Below are 24,794 nucleotides of genomic sequence, written 5' to 3' on the forward strand. Positions count from 1 at the left end.
TTTATCTTTGCAACCAAAATAGAAACGGCCTTGTAGTTCAACGGATAGAATAGAAGTTTCCTAAACTTTAGATAGGGGTTCGATTCCCCTCGAGGCTACCACTTTGTCATGTGATTTGCTTGATGTGCTGTCACATCTTCTCTTTAATTTAAGTATTTCTCTGTTGTCCATGTCTCTTTAAGGTATAATTTACTACTATTACAACTATTTTGTGAGCATCTTATTTCGCTGTAAAGATACTCTTTTCGAATTCAATTTGCGAATAGAATCCTTTTTATTCTTTAATATATAACGTAAATGTTAATCAACTTGTTTTATTGTAAAATGATTTCGTGCCTTCTGTTTGTTTAAATTCGTTTTTGATAAATGTAAGCTAACCAACTGAAAAAAAGAAATTTATGTTGTTAAACAGTTGATAATATTTGCGTAATGTGCTTTTATTCCTTAAATTTGTATAATTGTTTAGCTAAATAACTAATTTTTAGTATTTACATTGAAAAATAAAATGAAGAAAGTATTTATTTTATCTGTAATATTATTGGTAATATTAGATGTTACTGGGCAAACAAGAATTAAGAAGGATGAGTGTTCAGCTTCAAAGACTTTTATTTTTCCATCTCATTCCAGTGATGGCAAAATTAAATGGGTATTTAAAGGTGGTCAATGTATTTGGATGTTTTATAGAAATGAGAATATTTTAGGTGTTACTTTGACGGTAGAATGTCTTAATTTTTTAGAAAAAGATCCTCAGCGTACTTGTTCATATATAATTCTTCCTATGTTTGAGGCTGATGGTGGCAAATATTGTATATTTGGATATACACCGATAGGCTGGGGGTTTACATTGTCTACAATCTCTGATGCGGCATTCATTACAGCTATTGCTCGTTGGGATCCGTTTGAACCAGATGACTAAGTGATTAACTAAAATATAAAGCTTATGAAAAAAATAATTGTTATTGCATTAGTTGTCTTCGCTTATGGGTTGGCTGGTTGTCAATCAAGTGAAAAAACTTCATCGAAAGCTGAAGTACAAAATGTAGGTAATAAATCTGCAAAGGAATATGTAGAGGATAATACTTATATTGATCTTGACGTAAATTCACTGCATGCGACAATTGCTACGAATGCTACCCGAAGTGGTGCTAAGGGGGATGATATGGCTCGAATGAAAGCAGCTTTATATCGTTTTTACAGCCATGTGAAATTGGAAGAGGAAGGATATGTCTGTGATTTGTCTTCTGCTAATGAGATAAATGTTTCTTCCACCGTATATACGGCTTTATTGAATAATATGAATGATATGAATGCTTCTTATAAAAAGGCTAAGTCGGAAGGAAAAAATGTGGTTGCATTATCTGTTAATAAGGCATATTTAGATTCTTTGTTAGAATAGATTTCAATTGTAAAAATCCCCTTATTTTGATCCAACTTCTCAAATGAAAAAGGATAAAATAAGGGGATTTTTTAAGAGATGCATCAATGAGTATTTCAATTGATGCTCTCTTTGCTATATATGATTATTAATCTTCTGTAACTTTCTTACCTTTCATCATATTGTATGCGATCGGAGAAGCAATGAACAATGAAGATAATGTACCGATTACTACACCGAGGATCATTGCGAATGCGAAGCTCCGGATTGAGTCACCACCAAGGATGAAGATACACAACAACACGATCAATGTACTCAATGAAGTGTTAATAGTACGCGCCAATGTAGTATTCAAAGAGTCATTGAATAACTGACGTTTATCACGTTTCGGATATAATCCGAAGAACTCACGTACACGGTCGAAAATTACCACCTTGTCATTGATAGAATAACCGATAGCCGTCAGGATAGCACCGATAAATGTTTGGTCGATTTCCAATGAGAACGGCACGAAGCCCCACAATAGTGAGTAAGCACCAATAATCATAATGGTATCACAAGTCAATGCAACAATAGAACCTATACTATAAGCAATGTTGCGGAAACGAATCAGGATGTAAAGGCCGATTGCGAACAATGCCAGAACAACTGACCAGATAGCACCTGTCTTTATGTCATCAGCGATACTTGGACCTACTTTCTGGGAGCTAACGATACTACCACCTGTATGATTATCACGGTCGATGAAAGTAGCTAAATCAATATTCTGAGTCAGCAACGGTTTCAGTGTTTCATACAAGAAACTTTCAATTTCAGAATCGACGTTATTACCTTCGTCATTTATACGGTAGTTGGTGCTAATACGTACTGTCTTTTTGTCTGTACCGATAGCGATAACACTTACGTTAGCTTCACCGAATTTACTTGAAATCAGTTCGCGAACTTGTTCCGGTTCTACTGGGTTTTCGAACTGTACTTTAAAGTTGCGTCCACCCGTAAAATCGATACTTTGACTTAAGCCACGATATGCGAATGAAGTAATACACGCAAGGATGATTATACTTACAATGATCAACGCTTTCTTGTTGGTTCCCATGAAGTCGAAGTGAGTATTTACCAGCAAGTTTTTAGAAATCTTAGAAGTAAATGTCAAATTCAACCATTTGTCTTTGCTCATGAAATGTTCGTAAACCAAACGGGTTATGAACACTGCTGTAAAGAAGGAAATCAAAATACCGATAATCAAAGTTGTAGCAAAACCACGAATCGGGCCTGTACCGAAGTTGAACAGGATGATACCCGTAATAATAGATGTCAAGTTGGAGTCAAAGATTGCAGAGAAAGCGTTGGAGTAACCGTCAGCAAGTGCTTTCTTAACTCCTTTACCTGCTCTTAACTCTTCTTTTGTACGTTCGTAAATAAGTACGTTCGCATCCACCGCCATACCTAAAGCCAATACCATACCGGCAATACCTGACATTGTCAATGCCGCTTGGAAGGAAGAAAGAATACCTAGTGTGAAGAAAAAGTTGAGAATTAATGCTCCGTTAGCAACCATACCTGGGATAAAGCCATACATAGAGCACATATAAATCATCAACAGGATTAGAGCCACAACAAATGAGAAAATACCTGCGTTGATAGATTCCTGACCCAGTGACGGACCAACAATGTCTTCTTGCACGATATGAGCCGGAGCAGGCATTTTACCGGATTTCAATACGTTAGCCAAGTCTTTTGTTTGTTCCGGGGTGAAACTTCCAGAGATTTCAGAACGTCCACCTGTGATTTCTTTATCTACACCCGGTGCAGAATATACATAGTTATCAAGTACGATGGCAATGTGTCCTTTTTCGGTAGGGTTTGCTACTTTTTTAGTTAGCTGTGCCCAACGGCGGGCACCGTCATTATTCATAGCCATGGTAACGATAGGCTTGCCAAACCGGCTGAATTCGTCTTTTGCATCAACGATAACGTCCCCTTCTAATGGAGCTTTACCGTTGCGTTCGGTTAATCTGATACCGTATAACTCAAAAGTCTGCTTTTTCTTGTCAAAATCAGCGGCAGCCACACCCCATTTCAGACTAAGGTCTTTCGGGAGTTGTGCTTTCACTTCTGGCATAGCTAAATATTTATTGATTTCAGCAGTGTCTTTGTAGTTTGCATAACCGATTACCGGACCTTGACCACTGGTATTCAATTGGAGAATAGCCAACAATGGATATTGCTTTTTAGCTTCTTCTATATTTGTAGCAGTAGCCTTTTCCTTCTTATCTCCTTTTAGTGCAGCTGCAAGGCTGTCGGCAGCACTGACCGCTTTAGTGCCCGTAGTTGCTGCTGTAAGCTCAGTAGCAGGAATTGTATCGACAGTGTTTGTAGTTACTGAGTCTGTTACATTATCCTGATTCAGAATAGTACGTAATTTAGCATCGGCAGCTTGCATAGCCGGAAGTAAATCCTTTGCTATATAAGTTTCCCAGAATTCCAGATTGGCAGAACCTTGAAGAAGTTTTCTCACACGTTCAGGTTCTTTGATACCTGGAAGTTCCACCATGATACGTCCCATCTTGTCTTCCAAACTTTGGATATTTGGCTGAACCACACCGAAACGGTCGATACGAGTACGGAGTACGTTGTATGAATTTTCAACGGCAGCTTTAACTTCTTCTCTTAATACTTTTTCAACTTCTGCATTTGAAGATTTCTGATTGATTTTGTCTTTCAGCTGTTGAGTTGCGAAGAGTTCGGATAATTTTGCATCCGGAGCGGCTTTATGGTATTCTTTGACGAATAGAGTGATGATATCTTCTTGGCTATTGATAGCTTGTTTAGCGGCTTCAGCCAATGCTTTGTTGAAAACTTCATCCGGCTTATTGTCAGCTAATGCTCTGATAACGTCCGGCACAGAAACTTCAAGGATAACGTTCATACCACCTTTTAGGTCCAAACCTAAACCAATCTCCATCTCACGACATTGTTTCAGCGTCCAGTTACCCAACCATACTTTCTCATTTGCGAGAGAATCGAGGTAGTCTTGTTCTACTTGAGCGTCGCCTTTCGCAATTTCTTTCGCCTTATTGGTATAATGGCGAGTCACGAAGGAGAAGGAGAGGTAGAACACGCATACCAGCGTGAGTAATACCGCAAAAACCTTTACAAATCCTTTGTTTTGCATTTTACTTTTAATTTATGATGATTACTTTTTTAATTTAATTTTCATTTAATTCTGTCGTATACAAGTTCATTTTGCCGTATACAAGGCTGCAAATATAGTTTTTTTTTCACATTCATGTGTCATAAGCCCTCAAATATTTGATGTTTAAGGGCTTTTTTGCCGAATTATTTCATTCCTCTGTTTTTTAATAACGGCTCCAAACTGGGTTCTGTCCCGCGAAAACTTTTGTAAAGTACCATCGGATCTTCACTGTCTCCTTTTTCCAATACATTGTGGCGGAACAGGTCTGCAGTACTTTTATCAAAAATGCCATGTTCCTTGAAAGCTTCGAAAGCATCATTATCCAATACATTAGCCCAAAGATAACTATAATATCCGGCTGCATATCCGCTAATGATATGGTTGAAGTAAGTTGTGCGGTAACGTGGTGCGATTTCCGGGATTAAACCGAGCTTATCCATTGCTTCTTTTTCATAAGAAAGTATATCCAAATTATTTACATCTGTCAGGGTGTGTAAGTTCATATCGAGGAGGGCGGCTGCAAGTAATTCAGTAGTCATGAATCCCTGATTGAATGTTTTTTGTTCTTGAATTTTTTCGATGATTTCATCGGGGATTGTTTCGCCGGTTTGGTAATGTTTTGCATACATTTTCAAGACTTCAGGTTCGGTTGCCCAATGTTCGTTGATTTGCGAAGGAAGTTCTACGAAGTCACGTACAACATTAGTGCCTGAAGTACCTTTATATTCGCATTTAGTCAATAAACCATGTAAGCCGTGTCCAAATTCATGGAATAGTGTTTCCACTTCATCCATCGTGAGTAAAGATGGAGTATTACCTATGGGTTTTGTAAAACTGGCTACGTTACATACGAATGGGCGGATTGATCCTTGCTGTTCGCGGTAATTACTCATCCATGCACCGCCACTTTTTCCTGGACGAGGAAAATAGTCTACATAGAAAATACCAAGTTGAGATCCATCTGTATCTTTTACCTCAAAGACCTCTACATCCGAATGATAAGTTGGAATACCTTCCAATTTATTTAGCGTAATTCCATAGAGCTTGTTTGCTACTGTGAAAGCACCTTCTCTTACATTCTCCAGCTTAAAATAGGGTTTAGTTTCCTCTTCTGATAAATTGTACTTTTCTTTCCGTAGCTTTTCCGTATAATACCACCAATCCCATGCTTCTAATTTTTCACCTTTACCTTCTTTGTCCATTAATTTTTGGAGATCGATAGCTTCGGCTTTTGCTTTTGGCAGTGCGTAACTCCATAGATTGTTCAAAAGATTCATGACGTTATCGGCATTTTTCGCCATTGTCTCATCTAAAACAAAATTAGCGTAGCAATCAAAACCTAATAAATTTGCTTTCTCCAGGCGAAGAGACACAATTTTCCGGATTATTTCTTTGTTATCATTAGAATCGTTATTGTTTCCTCTGTTAATGTAAGCTTTATACATTTTCTCCCGTAGTGGGCGATTCTCTGAATATTGCAAAAAAGGCAAACGGCTGGCATTGTGCAATGTGAATAGCCATTTATTAGCTTGTCCGGCAGCTTTAGCTTCTTCAGCGGCACTTTGGCGGAACCAATCAGGTAATCCGGCTAAATCTTCTTCTTTATCTACAAAGAGTTGGAAGGTGTTATTTTCATTCAGTATGTTGTTGCTGAAAGTGATACCGAGTGTAGAAAGTTCTTTATTGATGTCACGAAGTCGGGCTTGTTTATCAGTGCTGAGATTTGCACCAGAACGTACAAATCCTTTATATGTCTTTTCTAACAAACGTTTCTGTTCGGACGTGAGATTAAGGGACTCTTTTTGTTGATACACTGCGTTTACACGTTTAAACAGTTCTTTGTTTAAAGAAATGTTGTCTTCGTGTTCGGAGAGTACCGGAGCTAATTTGATTGAAAGTTCAGTTAGCTGATCGGTAGTTTCAGCATCTGTCATGTTAAAGAAGATAGCACTGACACGATTTAGTATGGGAGCACTATTGTCTAATGCTACTATAGTATTTTCAAAATTGGGTATTTCTGTGTTTTCAATGATTGCCTTGATACGATGATTTTGTTCTGCAATACCTTCAAGAAAGGCAGGTTCATAATGTTCTAATTTTATTTTATCGAATGGAGGAACTCCATTATCTGTTTGAAACTCTGTGAGAAAGGGGTTGTTTTCTGTTTTTGTAGAACAAGAGTAAATCATACAGCTTATTGCTAAAATGGTTAGTGTTTTTTTTATCATAATAGGGGATATATTAAAAAATCAGTATTTATCGTTTGGTTATGTGGCACCAGATAGGATAATGGTCTGAATCTTTGATAGAACGGTCTACTGTGCAGTTATAAGTTTTCAGATTCGGACTAATAAGGATATTATCTATCCGGAAATAAAATTTATTTTGGTTGTAGGAGATACCTAATCCTTTACCGGATTGCGTAAAGGCATCATCCAAATGTTGTGTGAGTATCCGATGTGTGTACGAGATGGAGACATCGTTGAAATCGCCACAAGCAATAATAGTAGGATATTTGCTTTCTGTGATGGCGTTGGCAACAGAATCTGCTTGTGCGGAGCGAATAGATGATGCTTCTGCTAATTTCTTGACAAGTTGGCGGAGCCCGGTTTTTACCTTTCTGGCATTTGGATCATTGATCATGTCTTCATATATTCCTCTGTCCTCCTTAGTGAGTTTATTGGATTCCAAGTGGTTGTTGATTAGGGTGATGGTGTCCTTATTTACTTTTAGTGTGTACTGCATGGAACCATTGTAGGAACTTTCGTAGTTGATGGGGATTGCTGAGATTATAGGAAATTTGGAGAAACAGGCAAGTTGGGAATCACCCGTTCCAGGTCGGCGGATGGAATAGTATGGGTATGCTTTTAAGGCTTTCTTTATATCTTTTTCTGTCACATACTTTTGATTTCCGGAAGCGTTGTATTCTTGTAAGCAGATAATATCTGCGCCACTCTCGGACAAATAGGATAATATTGGGTTTTTTTCGTCCTTCTTTTCCAGATTGTTAAATCCCATTACATTGTAAGAGAGAAGTTTTATACTATTCTCCGGGATGGATTTGTCGGTAAAGTTAATAGGTATATAAGTTTGTATCTGCTGATAGCAAACCAGTAAACCAACAATCGTTAGAACGGTATAACGGTAATTGATGATTAACCAGAAAATGACAAAGCAGATATTTATGGCTAGAAAAATAGGAAATGTTAGTCCTAAGCATGAAGCAAGTGGATGTATTTTCGGATGAAGATACGGACTATAGGCAGTCAAGATTAACATTCCTACAAAGAATGCGTTGATTGCTAAAATTAAATATGAGACAATTTTTCCAAAATGCTTCATGCTTCTATCTTTTACTTGCATCAAACAAGCTTTTCTTTTCTTCTGTCGTCAGACTTTCGTAACCGGATTTTTTAAGTTTTTCTAGTATGCGGTCTACTTCTTCTGATTGTGCCTTTTTCCGGGCATTGTAATCATAGTCTTTATCACGCGAAGTCTGGCCGCCATAATGCACTTTCATCCTTGGTTTACGCTTCCATGTCTTTTTTTTGAATAAAGATATGAAACCGTCCAGTAACCAATTGATCCATCTGGTTATATCTTTTCCTTTGCTTAGACATGCAGCGAACCATAGCCCGGCAAGAGCACCTCCCAAGTGTGCAATATGTCCTCCTGCGTTGCCTGAAGTAATAAATAACAAGTCTGTTCCTATAACAATTAATGCCAGATATTTTAGGCGTACTGCGCCAAAAAGGAAAAGTTGTACTTGGAAATTAGGCTCTCGATAGGCAGTCGCTGCTACAATGGCCAATACAGATGCGGAAGCACCAACTAAAGTGGAGTATGGAACAGCTTGGCTGAAATAAGGAAAGATATTGTAAGCAGCCATATAGAGTAAACCACCACAAATTCCTCCTAAAATATATAGTCCACGCAAATGTTTTGCTGAAAAGAAGTAGAGGAATAGACTTCCAAACCAGTATAGCCAGAGCATATTGAACAGGATATGCAGGAATCCGGCATGCATAAACATATAAGTGAATAACGACCACGGCTGAAAAATAAACCGGGTAAAAGAAGCCGGTAATGCGAATTGATCAAATATCCCCGCCGCGCTGAGATTGAACAGTTGCAGGAATACGCTTATTAACGTACCGATAATAAAAATGGCTACGTTAATGAAAATCAGTTGAATGAAGATGTTTCCTCTTCTGAATGTTTCTTTTAAATCATCTATAATATGTCCCATTACTTCTACTTTTTTTTCTCCAATACAAAATAAAGATGAGTCCGAATAACATTCCTCCTAAATGAGCGAAGTGGGCTACATTGTCTCCTGGATTATTAGACAGTCCTGACCATAGCTCAATTGCGGCGTATCCGATCACAAAGAATTTTGCTTTGATAGGGAAAGGCAACGGGAAAATGAACATTCGATTATTGGGATACAACATACCGAATGCCAGCAAAATAGCATATACCGCTCCCGAAGCACCTACCGTAGTCCAAATGTTCAAATAACTCTCTACAGGCATATTAGTTATACTTCCTGCCAGATCTCTTACGGGAATTATGTCAGATAATTGTAGCTGTGAAAGATTACTGACTGCGTAGGTAGCAAACTGGACTCCTTCCTGAATAAGACCTGCCCCGATACCACAAGCAATATAGTAAAAAAGGAAACGTCTGGGTCCCCAAGTTTGTTCGAGAACCGGACCAAACATGAATAAGGCAAACATGTTAAAAAAGACGTGGGGAAATCCACCATGCATGAACATGTAAGTAATAAGCTGTGCTGGATTGAAATCGCTTGCGAGGAAAAAATGAAGTCCTAGATAATCGATTAAATCGATACCATAATTTTGGGCAACGATTGTTCCAAAAAATATAAGTACATTGATAATTATCAGGTTTTTAGTTACAGTTGGCATAATTTTAATTTCTGAGTATTTATAGTTTAAATGCAAAAGTACGAATAAATTCTGTTTTAAAGCATGAAAATGGTATCCTATTAGCTCTTTTTCAATAATTTGCTGCGTTTTTTTGATGTTTTTATTTGATATGTTGTTTTGTTCGTCTATATTTGTAAGGTTCTTGTGAGAAATCTTTTGTGTAACATATATATTAATTAATCATTTTACGTACCATGAATAAGTCTGATCTTATTAGTGCAATGGCTGCTGAAGCTCAAATGAGTAAAGCCGATGCAAAGAAAGCTCTTGATGCTTTCATCTCTTCAGTTACTAATGCTATGAAAGCTGGTGACAAAGTATCTTTGGTTGGTTTTGGAACTTTTGCTGTGAGTGAAAGAGCTGCAAGAACCGGTATTAACCCGTCTACAAGGGCAACTATTACTATTCCTGCTAAGAAAGTAGCTAAGTTTAAACCGGGTGCTGAATTGTCTGCAGCTGTTGAATAAGATATATAGTTGAAAGAAATTAAAAAGAGGAGGCATGGCGTCTCCTTTTTTTGTATCTTTGCGCGCAAGAAACAACTTGATTATGAAGATAGAAGATAAACTTGTAGCGTCCGTTATTAGCGGACTGAAGGCACTTTACGGTCAGGAAGTGCCTGAGAAGATGGTACAGTTACAAAAGACCAAGAAAGAATTTGAGGGACATCTGACATTAGTCGTATTTCCATTCTTGAAAATGTCAAGAAAAGGACCGGAGCAGACAGCTCAGGAAATAGGTGAATACTTAAAGGCAAATGAATCGGCTGTGGCAGCTTTTAATGTAATAAAAGGTTTTCTGAACCTGACTGTTGCTTCGGCTACTTGGATTGAATTGCTTAATGGAATTCAAGCTGACGAACAATATGGTTTGGTAAAGGCTACAGAAAATTCTCCGCTAGTAATGATTGAGTATTCTTCTCCGAATACAAACAAACCGCTACACTTAGGTCATGTACGTAATAATCTTTTAGGAAATGCGTTGGCCAATATTGTTGCTGCGAATGGTAATAAAGTTATCAAAACAAATATTGTGAACGATCGTGGAATCCATATTTGTAAATCTATGTTGGCATGGAAAAGATATGGTAATGGCGAGACTCCTGAAAATTCAGGCAAAAAAGGTGATCACTTGGTAGGTGATTATTATGTTTCTTTCGATAAACACTATAAAGCGGAAATTGCGGAGTTAATGGCAAAAGGCATGACGAAGGAAGAGGCGGAAGCTGCTTCTCCGTTAATGCAAGAAGCTCGTGAGATGCTTGTTAAATGGGAGGCTGGCGATCCGGAAGTTCGCGCTTTGTGGACTATGATGAATAACTGGGTATATGCCGGATTTGATGAAACCTATAAAAAAATGGGCGTTAGCTTTGATAAAATATATTATGAATCCAATACCTATCTTGAAGGGAAAGAGAAAGTAATGGAAGGTCTGGAGAAGGGTTTTTTCTTTAAAAAAGAAGATGGTTCTGTGTGGGCTGACTTGACTGCGGAGGGATTGGATCATAAACTTCTTCTTCGTGGTGACGGGACATCTGTATATATGACTCAGGATATTGGTACTGCTAAACTTCGTTTTGCGGATTATCCGATTGATAAGATGATTTATGTAGTAGGTAATGAACAGAATTATCATTTTCAGGTACTTTCTATCTTGCTTGATAAATTAGGTTTTGAGTGGGGAAAGGGGTTGGTACACTTTTCATATGGAATGGTAGAATTACCGGAAGGTAAGATGAAATCTCGCGAAGGAACTGTAGTGGATGCAGACGATTTAATGGAAGAAATGATTGCTACAGCAAAAGAAACATCGGAAGAACTTGGTAAATTAGACGGGCTGACCAAAGAAGAAGCAGACGATATTGCTCGTATCGTAGGTTTGGGAGCTTTGAAATATTTTATTCTTAAGGTAGATGCCCGCAAGAATATGACTTTCAATCCGAAAGAATCAATCGACTTTAATGGTAATACCGGGCCTTTCATTCAATATACTTATGCTCGTATTCAATCTGTACTTCGTAAAGCGGAAGAGTCGGGGATTGTGATTCCGAAAGAAATTCCTGTGGGTATTGAATTGAGTGAAAAGGAAGAAGGATTGATTCAAATGGTTGCAGATTTTGCTGCGACTGTGAAACAAGCTGGTGAAGATTATAGTCCTTCTATCATTGCAAATTATACATATGACTTGGTAAAAGAATATAATCAGTTCTATCATGATTTTAGTATTTTGCGTGAAGAGAATGAAGCGTTGAAAATCTTCCGTATTGCTCTTTCTGCAAATGTTGCTAAGGTGGTTCGTTTAGGAATGGGTTTGTTGGGAATTGAGGTTCCCTCTAGAATGTAGGTTGCTTCTCTGGACAAAAGATACTTTTACGGGATTTCTTTACTATTATTTGTAAAAGGAGTCCCGTATGTTTTATTCCTCCTATCTTTTACTTCGGAATAGAAAAGCAAAAATAGTTTTCGTTTCTTATTCTGAATTGTTGTTTGACTTCATTTATGTGTTTGCTGTCACATACTTTCTCATTATTTAATACACTATTTGACTCGGATTGGCTTGTATGGCGAGTGTTATTCCATATACTTTTACTTATCGAGGACCTATTATTGTTATTTGTCTTGTCTTGATACAAATAGAGTAAATATTTTACGTTATCTATGTATTGGCTAAGCATCATCTTATGGTAAAGTTTAAACGAATGGTGGAGGAATATCATCTTTCTTCGTTGTTGATAAGTACAAAAATGTAGATAAACAAAATATATTATATGCAAAATGCTAAAACCTAGTAATATAGATCGGTAGAAAGAAAAAGTCGGTAAACTGGATATCTCCAAGCTTACCGACTTTTTTATAAACATACTACTTCAAATTTTATTTCTTTTTAGTAGTGGCAGTTTTAGCCTTCGTTTGGGACTTTGGCTTTGCCTTTGCTTTAGGTTTATCTTTGGGCTCTTCTTTAATCTTTGCATTCGGTTTTGCCTTTGGACTAGCAAGTGCATTAGCTTCCTTTTCTTCTTGTATTTTAATAAGCCCCATACAACTTTCTAAATTCAGATCTTGTGGAACAATGTCTTTAGGGATCTTATAGTTTTTACCTTTATAAGTAATGTAAGGTCCATAACGTCCGTTCAGAATCTCAAGTTCAGGTTCTTCTTCAAACTTCTTGATATGGCGTTCAGCTTCTTTCGTACGTTTCTCTAAAATCAACTGTTCTGCCTCTTCGAGTGTAATTTTCATCGGATCAAGTGTTTTCGGAAGTGATACATATACCTTATTATGTTGTATATAAGGACCAAAACGACCAGCACCAACAGAAACTGTTACTCCTTCGTATTCACCTAAAGTACGTGGTAGTTTAAATAAATCCAAAGCCTCCTCCAGTGTGATTGTCTCTAAAGATTGTCCTTTCTTCATTGAAGCAAACCGCGGTTTTTCTTCGTCATCCACTGTTCCTATCTGTACTACAGGTCCGAAACGACCTATTTTTACAGAAACAGTTTTTCCCGTTCCCGGTTCTTCCCCCAAAATACGTTCTCCTACTTTGTGCTCTGTTTTAATAGACAACGTTTTTTCTACAGATGGATGAAACTGTTCATAGAAGTTTTTCATAATAGAAGTCCACTGTACATCTCCTTCTGCTATTTCGTCGAATTCTTTTTCTACGCTTGCAGTAAAGTTGTAATCCAAGATATCCGGAAAATATTCAGTAAGGAAATCGTTTACTACTGTTCCCGTATCTGTTGGGAAAAGCTTGGCTTTTTCCGTACCGGTAATTTCAGAGCTGGTTTCATCGTTAATTTGATTGTCCTTTAATGTCAGTACATTGAAGGTACGTTTTTCGCCTTCTTTATTACCTTTTTCTACATATTCTCGTTGTTGAATGGTAGAAATGGTAGGAGCATAAGTAGAAGGTCGCCCGATACCTAACTCTTCCAGCTTACGAACAAGACTTGCTTCTGTATAGCGTGGTGGACGTTGAGTGAAACGTTCCGTTGCTACGATAGGACCTTGTCCCAGTTTCTGGCCTTTAGTTAAGGGAGGCAATAAATGGCTTTCATCTTCTTGTTCATTGTCATCATCATAAGATTCGCGATATACACGCAAAAAACCATCGAATTTGATTACCTCACCGGTTGCAGTAAAAAAGTCACTACTATTAGTGATTGAGATATTGGCTGTCGTTTTTTCAAGTTCCGCATCGGCCATTTGTGAAGCAATGGTACGTTTCCAGATTAAGTCGTATAGTTTTTTCTCTTGTGAACTACCTTCAATAGATTGGTGTTCCATATAGGTCGGACGAATTGCTTCGTGTGCTTCTTGAGCTCCTTTGGTTTTTGTTTCGAAATGGCGGGGGTGTACATAACGCTCGCCCATTATTTGGATAATAGCTTCCTTACTACTTGTAGTTGCATATTCCGATAGATTCACAGAGTCGGTACGCATATAAGTGATAAGTCCAGATTCATATAGGCGTTGGGCGATCATCATCGTCTGCGCTACAGTATAACCCAGCTTACGTGCTGCTTCCTGTTGCAGTGTAGAAGTTGTGAATGGAGCAGGAGGTGTTTTCTTTATTGGGCGTGTGCTAATATCGTCAATAGTGAAAGTTGCCCCTTGGCAAGTTTCGAGAAAAGCCTTTGCTTCTTTCTTGGTTTTGATGCGGCGAGCTAACTCAGCTTTCATTTCAACTAGCTTTCCATCTGTATCCGGAACCAAGAAAATGGCAGTGATACGATAAGACGCTTCTGTTTTGAAAGTATGAATTTCTCGTTCTCGTTCTACAATCAGGCGGACAGCAACAGATTGTACACGTCCAGCGGATAAAGCAGGTTTTACTTTTCTCCAAAGTACAGGAGATAACTCAAAACCAACAATTCGGTCTAGAATCCTTCGTGCCTGTTGGGCATTCACAAGATTGAGGTCAATATCACGTGGTTGTTCAATTGCTTTTAAGATAGCTGTCTTTGTAATTTCATGGAAGACAATTCGTTTGGTGTTTTCCGGTTTTAATTTTAAGACTTCATACAGATGCCATGCAATAGCTTCTCCTTCGCGGTCCTCATCGGATGCGAGCCACACTGTTGTTGCATTTGCTGCCTCTGCTTTCAGCGTATCAACCAGCGTCTTTTTGTCTTCCGGAATTTCGTAGTGAGGATTAAAGTTCTTTTCTACATCAATACTGAACTCTTTTTTCTTCAGATCACGTATATGTCCGTAACTTGAAAGGACTTTGAAATCTTTCCCAAGAAACTTCTCAATTGTTTTAGCTTTTGCCGGAGACTCGACAATGACAAGGTTTTTTTGCATAATTTTTTCTTTTATAATGGCTAGTACCATAATATTCGGAGCAAAAGTAGAAAAAAAGATTTTCCTTACCTTATATTATAAGGAGAAACTATTATTTTTTTAGAAAAAAGGAGGGAGTAATAAGAAATATTGTTGATTAGTCAAAAAGAAGTGGAAAATTTCAGCGATTTGAGAATAGATTTTAATATAATACATTTTTATTTAAAGAGAATTCTTTATATTTACATCTCAAATATGATATTATTAGCTTATGATGAAGATACTATTTAAAATATACGTTTGTTTTTTACTACTTGTTAGTTGTATTCCAGTTGCTGAATCCCAGACTACTTCCTATTATTATAAACAACTGGGGATAAAAGAAGGACTTTCTCAATCAAGAGTACAATGTATCTTGAATGATTACAGAGGATATTTATGGATTGGCACGGAATCAGGATTGAATTGTTATGACCGTGATCATCTGAAACAGTATTTACATCAATCAGGGAATAATACGACACTTATCTCTAGTAATATTACTTTTATAGCCGAAGACTCCATTTGCAATCTTTGGGTGGGAACTTCTGATGGTATTTGCCTGTATAACAGAGAAAATGATAATTTTACGACTTTGATGAAAGATGGCAATCCCATATATGTTGCTTCTTATCTGTTGGTTGAGGGAGGGATCTTATTCGGAGGATCAGGAGCTATTTATAAATATGTATATGAGACCAAACAGTTAGAGCCATTGTATTATGCCCAAGATCCCGCTTTATATAATCCTTTTTGGGAGATGGTACGTTATGATGAAGATAATATCCTGCTAAATTCTCGTTGGCATGGAATTTATTCATTCAACATGGTAACTCGCGAATTTAGTAAAGTCACCGCATTTGATGAGAAGAATTATACCAGCATTTACTTAGATTCTCATAAACGCTTATGGCTTAGCGCATATGGTAATGGTTTGTATTGTTATCAAAATAAGGAGCTGCTCAAACATTTTACGACACTCAATTCTCCTTTGACGTATGATGTAATTCATGATATCACAGAAAGAGATGACCAGCTTTGGGTGGCGACTGACGGTGGTGGAATCAATATGATTAATTTGAATGATTTTTCATTCTCTAACATACAACAAACTGAGGGGGATATTCATTCATTTCCTGCTAATACGATTTATCGTTTGTATGTAGATCCGGTAGATAATATGTGGGCAGGAAGTATACGAAATGGTTTGATTGGTATTAAAAATGTATATGCCCGATCTTATGAATATGTACCATTCGGTAATTTGCATGGCTTGAGTAATCAGACAATAAATTGTTTTTTTCAGGATAGCGATGGGATTATTTGGATAGGAACAGATGGTGGTGGCATCAATCGTTTTGATGCTGTAACATCCACCTTTAAACATTACCCTTTCACTAAGTATGAAAAAATTGTTTCCATTGTCGAATATAGCCCGGACGAGTTGTTGTTTTCCTCCTTTAATAAAGGGCTTTATCTCTTTAATAAGCATACAGGACAGCAACATCCTTTTGTACTTATGAACCAGGAAATGAATGCTCAATCTTGTATAAATGGTTTTTCAGTCTACATCCAGCGAATATCGGAAAATAAGATTCTTTTTAGTGCACAACATGTGTTTGTTTATGATATCCCTACTCGGAAATTTGAGATTGTAGCAACTATGGGGAAGGAATATGAGCGCACTTCTCCGGGAATTATTACTACGGTGGGAAATAAGACATATCTTACGGATCTGAAAAATATATGTGTGTATGATGCTTCCGAACAAACTTTTAAAACACTTTATCAGGGAGAGTACGTAATAAATGATGCTTGTATGGACCAGAATGGTACTTTTTGGTTAGCTACTACCGAAGGAGTACTGCACTATGATCCTCGAACAAGAAAAAGTGACTTTGTAAAAACCGGTTTATTTCAGGAGGCCACTTCCGTTATGTCGGATAATCAAGGACGTATTTGGATAGGTACGCGACGCCATTTATATGTATATTCTTCATTAACTCAGAATTTTGTTATTTTGGATGAAGTAGATGGTGTTTTGCCCAATGAATATCTTTTTAATGCCGCCCTTCTCGCAAAAAACGGAGATATATTAATGGGAGGAACTGAAGGAATGACTTTGATAGATCCTGCAATCCATTTTGAAGCGAATGTAAATTATACTATAGAATTGTTAGATGTGTTATTAAACGGTTTACCTGTATCGTTGGAAGAAAAACAAAATGTGGTTACTGAATCAATTAAAGTTCCATGGAATTTTTCTTCTCTTCAATTAAAAGTATTGCTAAATGAAAATGATGTATTTCGTAAAAATAGATTCCGTTTTCATATCGAAGGATATGAACAAGAATTGACGCAGTCAAATTCTAATTCTTTGATTATAAATTATCTTCCTATTGGGGAATATACAATAACAGCCTCTTATTATACCCGTAAAGGAGAGTGGGGACCTAAACAGCAGATTCTTCATCTTATTGTTACCCCGCCTTGGTGGAAAACAGATTGGTTCTACATGGGGTTAATCATCTTGTTTTGTTTGTTAGTTTATGGAGTTATGTATTTTCTTTATCGTAAAAAGAAAATCAAACAAAAACGTGAAATCATGCGATTGAAGAATAAGATGTATGAAGAAAAGATTAATTTTCTGACCAATATCAGCCACGAACTTCGTACCCCATTGACACTGATTTGTGCACCGTTGAAACGTATACTTAATCATGAAACTGAAGAAGGTGATGTGAATAGGTTGTTGGTTTCGATTTATAAGCAAGCACATCAGATGAAAGGTATAATTGATATGGTATTAGATGTGAGAAAGTTGGAGGAAGGAAAAGAAATGCTACATATTCTACCACATCCTTTGAATGAGTGGGTACGTTCTGTGGGAGATAAATTTACTTTTGAGTTTGAGTCTAAAGGTATTCGGATAAAATATGAGTTGGATGAAGATATTAAGGAAGTTCCTTTTGATAAGAGTAAATGTGAATTTGTTCTTTCCAATTTTTTGATGAATGCATTGAAATTCAGCGAATCTGGGACTACCACCACTATTATTACCAGTCTTTCTCCAGAAAAAGATTGGATCAGAGTATCTGTACAAGATGAAGGCATGGGACTGACGTTAGTAGATATGAATTCTCTATTCTCTAATTTTTATCAAGGATCTCACGAAAAGGGTGGAAGTGGTATTGGTTTATCCTATGCAAAAAGTCTGATTAATCATCATAAAGGGAAAGTAGGTGCATCTAATGCGCCAGGACATGGAGCAATCTTTTATTTTGAGCTTCCGCTTTTTACTAATGCGCATGGTCAGCTAGCTCCTATTTCTGCAGAAGTTCCTGGGGATATTGAGGTTAAGGAGGCAGATCGTATTGATTATACATTCTTGCAGAAATATTCAGTGATAATAGTGGAAGATACTGCTGATTTACGAAATTATTTAAAGGAGACACTAGGTAATTATTTTGCTCGGGTGTATGTAGCTAAAGATGGGAAAGACGGATTGGAGCTGATCAAACAACGTTTGCCAGACATAATTATAAGTGATGTGATGATGCCTCGCATGAATGGATTTGAGCTTTGTAGAGAAGTGAAAACTAATCTGGATATCAGTCACATTCCTTTTATTTTGTTGACTGCCTATCATAATTCGCAGAATATGTATACCGGATATAAAACGGGAGCGGATATCTTTTTACCTAAGCCTTTTGAGATAGATAGTTTATTGGCTTTAGTATATAATCAGCTGAGACTTCGTGAACAAATGCGGAAGAGATATATAAATGATAAACTATTATCTCATAAAGAAATGAGTTTTAGTAATGCAGATGAGGCTTTCCTTTTAAAGTTGAATACGATTATTGAGGAAAATATGAGCAACCCGGAGTTAGGTGTGGCATTCCTAGCTACAAATATGTGTATTAGTCGTTCTTTATTATTTAATAAGATAAAAGCGATTACTGGAATGGGAATTATTGATTATGTTAATAAACTACGTATTGATAAATCTGTTGTCTTGTTGACTACTACTTCTATGAATATTACTGAAATTTCGGAGGTTGTAGGCTTTTCTTCTCTGCGCTATTTCAGTAAAGTGTTCAAAGCTATAAAAGGAGAAATACCTTCTGCATATAGAAAGCAAGATAAGTAAGTTGCAGATTTATAATGTCTTATTTCCTGTTTTACAATCGGCATGTTATCTCATAGAAATGAGTATTTATTCTCACTATGGTGAGAATTTTTTCTCGTCACAGTGAGAATAAATTGAGAAAAGTAAGTAAGAAGAATACCTTATGATATTAAAGCCATTTAGACTACTTATTTTTCAGATAAGCAATTATGTATCTTGTTTAGCGTGAAAGTATAATTGTTTCGCCTACTGCTTTTATTAATTTTAGATTTTGATTATTGTTGTGAGCATCTTGGAACAGTTGCCAGATCATTACACCTGCATATCCGTTTTCTTTCACGAATTTACATTTCTTGCGTATAGTCGGTCGCCCGTTATAGTATGTTTTATCTATCACATCAAGTTCTGCCGCTTTGGTACCTAGGTGTTCTAGAATTGCGTGATAGCGTATTCCCCGGACATCATCCACTATATCTTTCAGATTTTCGTCCCAAGAATATCCATAGAAAGGTAATCCGCCTACGATTTTATCTTTAGGTGCCATGCATACTGTATTCCAGTATTCCAAATCTTTCATAAAGTCATCATAAGAGGCATGTTGAGTAGGGGTTTCAGTGAATGCTCCACGATCGTAACTCATAAGATTTATATAATCGAAATACTGTTGCCATTCAGTCCCATAGTTGAGCCATCGGCTATTTACAGCACAAGTCATGAGCATCTCTTTCTCTTTGGCATCATATAAACTTTTGGCGAAGACCAAAAGTGAGGGAAAATAGACGTCCCACTTATCGTACTCTTCATAATCAATGTCAAATCCATCCAATTCATACTCTTTGGTGAATGCTACGATTTGTTTTACCAACTCTTTTCTTGCCTTCGGGTCATTAATAGCAGACGTGAATTCACCTTTTCCGTTCTTGGCAAGTGAAATCAGAACCTTGACATTATGTTTACGGGCTGTTTCGCGTACTTCCTGGATTCTGTCCCGGATCGATTCGATATTAAGTGTGCCATCAGCCTTTACTCTGGCAAAGCTCATATTGATATGTGTCAGGTACTTCCATTCTATGGAAGAGAATTGAGTCTTAAATTCCCAATCGTCTAGTGGTAGATAACCAATGACTACTTGCTGTACTTTTTCCGGCTGAGTCTCCGGAATATCTGGAATTGGTAAAATGTTGGCACCAGAAGAGGTAGATGTACAACTCATAAAAAGAATACAGATTACGATTGATAATGTTTGTAATAAGCGTGTCATAATAAATGTGGGTTAAGTTAATATTTATTCTATTTGCTTCTTTATAACCAAACAACTTTTCCGTTTTTATAAATAAAAATACGATGATGTTCCTGAATCATTTTTTCGGGATTTATAAGTCTTAATAAAGCATTTTTAGGAACATGATTAAAGAGAAGGTAATTGCCGCTCCCTTCTTTATGCTCTATTGGTTGCCATCCGTTTTTCCAATAGTGTAATTCATATGTATTTGATTTGCCAAGCCATGACCTGATGTAGGGGGTTATTCCTATGTCGGATAAATTATATTCATTATTTAAATCAAAATCAATGTATCCTTTCGGAGCCTCTCCGCTAAAAGCGGTATCACTTAATCCATCAATAAGCATTTCTGGCTTTTCATTTTTATTGCTACCTGACAGAGCAGAAATGATTTTCACATAGGTAATTTGTTGGTTTGTGGCATAGAATGAAAGTTCTCCTAATGCAATGTTCGAAGAAGGCAGACAAAGTCTGACAAATCGATAAGATGTTGTGTCTTTTATATGGAAGAGTTGATGTTCGATTTGTAATGTATCATTGATAGTACATAATAATTTGTCTTTTTTCCCATTTTTTATTCCCCAAAATTCACTTCCTATTAGTGATGTAAGATACTTCCTGTTCTCATTAAAAGGTACTTGTCCACCATAATTACGAATAACCACTTGTTCTTTTTCTGTACTTGGAGACAAATATTGTATGGTTCCATCTGTTTTTAATAAGAAGGGATCACCTGCGGGTATATTCATGCCTTTTGTGTAATAAGTGGGGAGATAAACAATATCTTTTCCCATTTTGCCGAAGGTTACGTGATTGCCTTCCACTTTACCCCATTGAATAGGAGTCCAGTTTTGAAAGTTGTACACAGATAAATAAGCATATTGAGGAATGGATTTCATAGAATCGGTGTTTAATTTGATTTCTACGTCCTGAGTCTCGAAATATTCGGAAGATACATCCTTTTTCTTTTCATTTTTAAACAGTAAAGGAATATTCTCGCGTGAAACTCTATTATCTGCCAAGGGACCTTCTATATAATTGGTGTATGTCCTTCGGTATACTTTAGCCAGTCTGAATTTACCCCATAGGTTGTCATAAGATTTGTTGTTGTATACACGTTTGTATTTCCAACGGTCATTATCCCAGAATGCTTCGAAAGGATACGATACTCCATTGACGATGATTACATTCCAGCTATGTCCTCCATTACGGTTACCCCATACAGGGACAAAATCTATAGCGGTAGCCATACCCAAGGAAGAAAGTAAGATGGAGTTGAACCAGCAACGTTGTTCACACGTACCTGTTTTCACCTTTTCAAAGGCCGATACGTTTAATAACGGAATTTTAGGAACATAATACGGTGAGTGTTTCATATCTTTATAAAGAAACAGTAAAGAATCAGTCTCATCTATAAAGTTTTTTCCATCTCTGGTATAGAAATCATTATGATGACGATGGTAGAAAAGTTTTCTAGAGTCGTCGATAATTAATTCGTTCTCTCTGCGATAAGGTAGGATATATTCGCAGAATTCATTGAAAGAACATGTGCGGGTGTATATATTTTCCTTCCAAACTTTAAATGCCAGTTCTATCTCGGAAATAAGAGTCGATGCTTTTAAAAATCTCGCATCATCCATCTTTTTCTCCATCAACTCCTCTGAATTTACAAAACAGAAAACTTGCCATAAACTGTCGATTTCTTCTCCGCATTTCTTATTGATCTCATTATTATACTTTTCACAGACATTATAATAAATCTGATAAAAGGCAGAGTATGCTTTTTGCATACTTGAATCGATTGCGTATGACCCGGTCATGTTAGAAATCAGATATTTCGCGGCCTCAAGTTTTAAAGAATCATTCTTATAATATTCTAATACTTTTTGTAGCTCTGAGCGATTTTCTTTGGCAGAAGATAGAACGGTCTCTAATTTACTGTTTCTTTCTGTACATGAAGATACTAAAAAGAGCATCCATGAGGTGTAGATATAAAATAACCATTTCTTTTTCATCATATCATTTTCTGTTTTTTATTGATCCTATTTCGGCTCTATTGCCCACCATTGATATACATAGTTCAATGTTTTGGCTAGTGGTGTTAATGTGTATTTTAACCCTACTAGCTTTGTCTCTATTTCCCGGTATACAGAAATTGGAACGGTTGCATAAGGAGTACGGTTTGAAAAATCAAAATAAAGTTCACTAATTTCTCCTGTTTCTGAACTTATACAGGTTATAATAAACAGTTCATAACTTTTCATTTTACCTCTATAATTACCAAAAGCGTCATTGACAATAACTTTATAAATGGAATCGTTATAAGCTTCACGCTCATCTTCCACCATTAAAGGTTCATAATTTTCTGGAGTTACATAAAATGGGACATTGGTACCTATTTTCATCTGATCAGTATATGTCCATCTGTTTTTACTATTGTATAATCTTACTTCCCCTCCTTTAAGTACATCACATTGGTAGGTGTATTCAGGACCTTTAAGTGGTTGACTAATAGTATAATAATTGGTCGTTTGAGCTATAGTGAATATTATATTAAATAATAAACCTATAAAAATGGATATCTTTTTCATATCTATTATAATCTTAATATTTTAAACCATAGTGTAGTATTTTTACTAAATTCTCAAAGTTGCTTATTCCTTTTCTGCTTATAAGCCAAGGATAATTAATACTGTCATAGCCTGTTCTGTGTAAATCATTGATTACTCTATTTTCTAGAATTTGTTGTAAATCATCATTTGTGAAATCATCTTTTAACTCTCCTCCTGATAATTTAAAATATTTTACTAACTCACGAATAGAATTCTAACGAGGGTCATATTTAGTTATTTTTAGCCACCAAATTTGTTCACTTTCAGGCAAAGAATTGATATACATTTGTTGTAAAAGATGTGCTTCAACCTCTCTATTTAATGCTGATCCATTCCATGTTTCTTTTTCTGTATACGATTGAAGAAGGTGAATCATTTCATGAAACAGGGTGCTACTATTGCATTCTGTTCCTAATTCAATAGAAGTAGTGGTTGGGTCAAAGCGTGATCCTTTACCTTCTACAAAATTATATAGAAAAATCGAGTTTTTCTACACCAGCGTAATAAAAACCGAGGCCAACCCGCAAACTCTGCTTCATACTTCGTTTAATTGTTATGAATGTCCTATATTTAAGGAGTGTAACTAAAAAATCTCAAATATGGACAAAGACAGAATCGTGGCCGGCCTCGATGTCCACAAAGATACAATTTATCTCTGTGTGATGGACAATACAGAGTCCGTTATTTTTGCAAAAGTTTATGGTACATTGACTCCTGATTTACAACTTATGTGTTCCGACATGGTTTCTCATGGGGTGACAGAGGCAGCAATGGAAAGCACTTCGACCTATTGGGTTCCAGTGTGGAATGCCTTGTGCGAGAGCATGTCTCTCAAATTGGTAAATCCTTATTTTATAAAGCAGCTTCCCGGTCGCAAGAGTGATGTGAAGGATGCCCAATGGATAGCGGAATGCTTGTTGAAGAATCTGATTCGTGGAAGCTTTGTGCCGGATAAGACAGTGCAGGACATGCGCAAGTATAACCGTCGCATCTTCGACCTGAATGAAGACCTGACGTATAACACCAATAAACTGGACGCTGCTTTACAGCGATGTGGTTTTCGGTTAAGTAACTATGTATCCCGAGTCAATGGAAAAAGCTATCAGAAGTGCGTCCGTGCAATAATAACCGGTATAACAGACCCTGAGGAGCTGGTGAAACTCATTCATGGAAAAACTCTGCGTAAATACGGACGCAACATCATAAAGGATGCCGTAACGGGTGACTTCCACCAGGCAGACATCTGTTTGTTAAAGCAATACGCAGAGCTTATAGAGGTAATCGAGCGACAAATCGAAGAATGCAGGAATGCCCTCATTGCCATGTGCCAGGAACACTTCCCGAAACAATTCAAACGTCTACAGAGCATCCCCGGTGTTAAAGAACGCGCCGCTTCGGCTATAATTGCGGAGACCGGGGCTGACATGAAACCGTTTGAAAAAGCAACAAACCTCGTAGGATGGTGTGGATTGAAACCACGCAATGATATAAGCAACAATAAAGTCAAGAGCAACAGGACGACGCATGGAAACCGATTCCTGCGTCAGATATTGATTGAAATATCCTGGGTCGCATCCAGAACCCGCAACTGCTTTTTCTCAAACTTCAGCTACGTGCAATGCACCCAACGCCATAAGAACAAGATGAAGATACAAGTAGCCATCGCCCGAAAGCTATTGGTCGCGGTATGGCACATGCTGACAAAAGACGAGGATTTTATAGATGTTTACCTCAAGCGTCTTGAAAAGGAGGCGGAATGGCAAAATGATATTCAGGCATTAGAATCGTTATGGGTCGGATAGACCTTTCCGATATACCTCTATCGACAACATAATTACCTTTGTGCTGCCACAGGAGCGAGTTTACAAAATTATTGTATCCATAGAGGGATTGGACACCGGCGTAGTCCTTTCAGGCT

General features: G+C 37.1%; 15 protein-coding genes and 1 tRNA gene. 7 read left to right on the plus strand and 9 right to left on the minus strand.

Annotation, left to right across the window (positions count from 1 at the left end):
• Window positions 1–26 precede the first annotated feature (26 nt).
• From CZ225_RS02540 to CZ225_RS02550, 3 genes are all read left to right on the plus strand, one after another.
• Window positions 27–101, plus strand: a tRNA-Arg gene (locus CZ225_RS02540).
• A gap of 404 nt (window positions 102–505) precedes the next feature.
• Window positions 506–916 (plus strand): hypothetical protein, encoded by a 411-nt coding sequence (locus CZ225_RS02545; RefSeq protein ID WP_077152872.1) that lies wholly within the window; start codon window positions 506–508, stop codon window positions 914–916.
• 24 nt (window positions 917–940) lie between these two features.
• Window positions 941–1,396, plus strand: coding sequence for a hypothetical protein (locus CZ225_RS02550; protein ID WP_077152873.1), 456 nt, complete (start codon window positions 941–943; stop codon window positions 1,394–1,396).
• Between the two features lie 127 nt (window positions 1,397–1,523).
• Here CZ225_RS02550 and secDF read toward each other — a convergent pair whose 3' ends face one another.
• The 5 genes from secDF to CZ225_RS02575 all read right to left on the minus strand — a co-directional run bounded on the left by secDF (window position 1,524) and on the right by CZ225_RS02575 (window position 9,502).
• Window positions 1,524–4,550 (minus strand): protein translocase subunit SecDF, encoded by a 3,027-nt coding sequence (secDF, locus tag CZ225_RS02555; RefSeq protein WP_077152874.1) that lies wholly within the window; start codon window positions 4,548–4,550, stop codon window positions 1,524–1,526.
• 164 nt (window positions 4,551–4,714) lie between these two features.
• Entirely contained in the window at window positions 4,715–6,799 is a 2,085-nt protein-coding gene (locus CZ225_RS02560) for a M3 family metallopeptidase (RefSeq protein WP_077152875.1), read from the minus strand.
• 28 nt (window positions 6,800–6,827) lie between these two features.
• On the minus strand, window positions 6,828–7,913 hold the full coding sequence (locus CZ225_RS02565; RefSeq protein ID WP_077155658.1) for an endonuclease/exonuclease/phosphatase family protein: 1,086 nt from the start codon (window positions 7,911–7,913) through the stop codon (window positions 6,828–6,830).
• 4 nt (window positions 7,914–7,917) lie between these two features.
• Window positions 7,918–8,820, minus strand: coding sequence for a rhomboid family protein (locus tag CZ225_RS02570; RefSeq protein WP_077152876.1), 903 nt, complete (start codon window positions 8,818–8,820; stop codon window positions 7,918–7,920).
• On the minus strand, window positions 8,801–9,502 hold the full coding sequence (locus tag CZ225_RS02575; protein WP_077152877.1) for a rhomboid family intramembrane serine protease: 702 nt from the start codon (window positions 9,500–9,502) through the stop codon (window positions 8,801–8,803). The genes CZ225_RS02570 and CZ225_RS02575 overlap by 20 nt, the downstream gene beginning before the upstream one ends.
• Before the next feature lie 215 nt (window positions 9,503–9,717).
• Between CZ225_RS02575 and CZ225_RS02580 the strand changes: the two genes are divergently transcribed.
• Window positions 9,718–9,990 (plus strand): HU family DNA-binding protein, encoded by a 273-nt coding sequence (locus CZ225_RS02580; protein ID WP_077152878.1) that lies wholly within the window; start codon window positions 9,718–9,720, stop codon window positions 9,988–9,990.
• A gap of 82 nt (window positions 9,991–10,072) precedes the next feature.
• Complete coding sequence (argS, locus tag CZ225_RS02585) at window positions 10,073–11,866, plus strand: arginine--tRNA ligase (RefSeq protein ID WP_077155659.1); 1,794 nt, start codon at window positions 10,073–10,075, stop codon at window positions 11,864–11,866.
• A 530-nt stretch (window positions 11,867–12,396) separates the two neighbouring features.
• Here argS and topA read toward each other — a convergent pair.
• The gene (gene topA, locus CZ225_RS02590) at window positions 12,397–14,832 is read right to left on the minus strand and encodes a type I DNA topoisomerase (protein WP_083714701.1); all 2,436 of its coding nucleotides are present in this window, start codon (window positions 14,830–14,832) and stop codon (window positions 12,397–12,399) included.
• Window positions 14,833–15,082: 250 nt separating this feature from the next.
• Between topA and CZ225_RS02595 the strand changes: the two genes are divergently transcribed.
• Window positions 15,083–19,003: a hybrid sensor histidine kinase/response regulator transcription factor gene (locus tag CZ225_RS02595; protein ID WP_077152879.1), complete on the plus strand. Its 3,921-nt coding sequence runs from the start codon at window positions 15,083–15,085 to the stop codon at window positions 19,001–19,003.
• Between the two features lie 199 nt (window positions 19,004–19,202).
• Here CZ225_RS02595 and CZ225_RS02600 read toward each other — a convergent pair whose 3' ends face one another.
• The 3 genes from CZ225_RS02600 to CZ225_RS02610 are packed head-to-tail and all read right to left on the minus strand — an operon-like array spanning window position 19,203 to window position 22,855.
• A complete protein-coding gene (locus CZ225_RS02600; RefSeq protein WP_077152880.1) occupies window positions 19,203–20,243 on the minus strand; it encodes a glycosyl hydrolase family 18 protein in 1,041 nt (346 codons plus the stop codon).
• A gap of 41 nt (window positions 20,244–20,284) precedes the next feature.
• Entirely contained in the window at window positions 20,285–22,282 is a 1,998-nt protein-coding gene (locus tag CZ225_RS02605; protein WP_083714561.1) for a discoidin domain-containing protein, read from the minus strand.
• Between the two features lie 24 nt (window positions 22,283–22,306).
• Window positions 22,307–22,855: a DUF5043 domain-containing protein gene (locus CZ225_RS02610; protein ID WP_077152881.1), complete on the minus strand. Its 549-nt coding sequence runs from the start codon at window positions 22,853–22,855 to the stop codon at window positions 22,307–22,309.
• A 620-nt stretch (window positions 22,856–23,475) separates the two neighbouring features.
• Here CZ225_RS02610 and CZ225_RS02615 point away from each other — a divergent pair.
• The gene (locus CZ225_RS02615) at window positions 23,476–24,678 is read left to right on the plus strand and encodes an IS110 family RNA-guided transposase (RefSeq protein ID WP_077152882.1); all 1,203 of its coding nucleotides are present in this window, start codon (window positions 23,476–23,478) and stop codon (window positions 24,676–24,678) included.
• Window positions 24,679–24,794: the final 116 nt, after the last annotated feature.

The organism is Bacteroides bouchesdurhonensis (assembly GCF_900155865.1).
Lineage (GTDB): Bacteria > Bacteroidota > Bacteroidia > Bacteroidales > Bacteroidaceae > Bacteroides > Bacteroides bouchesdurhonensis.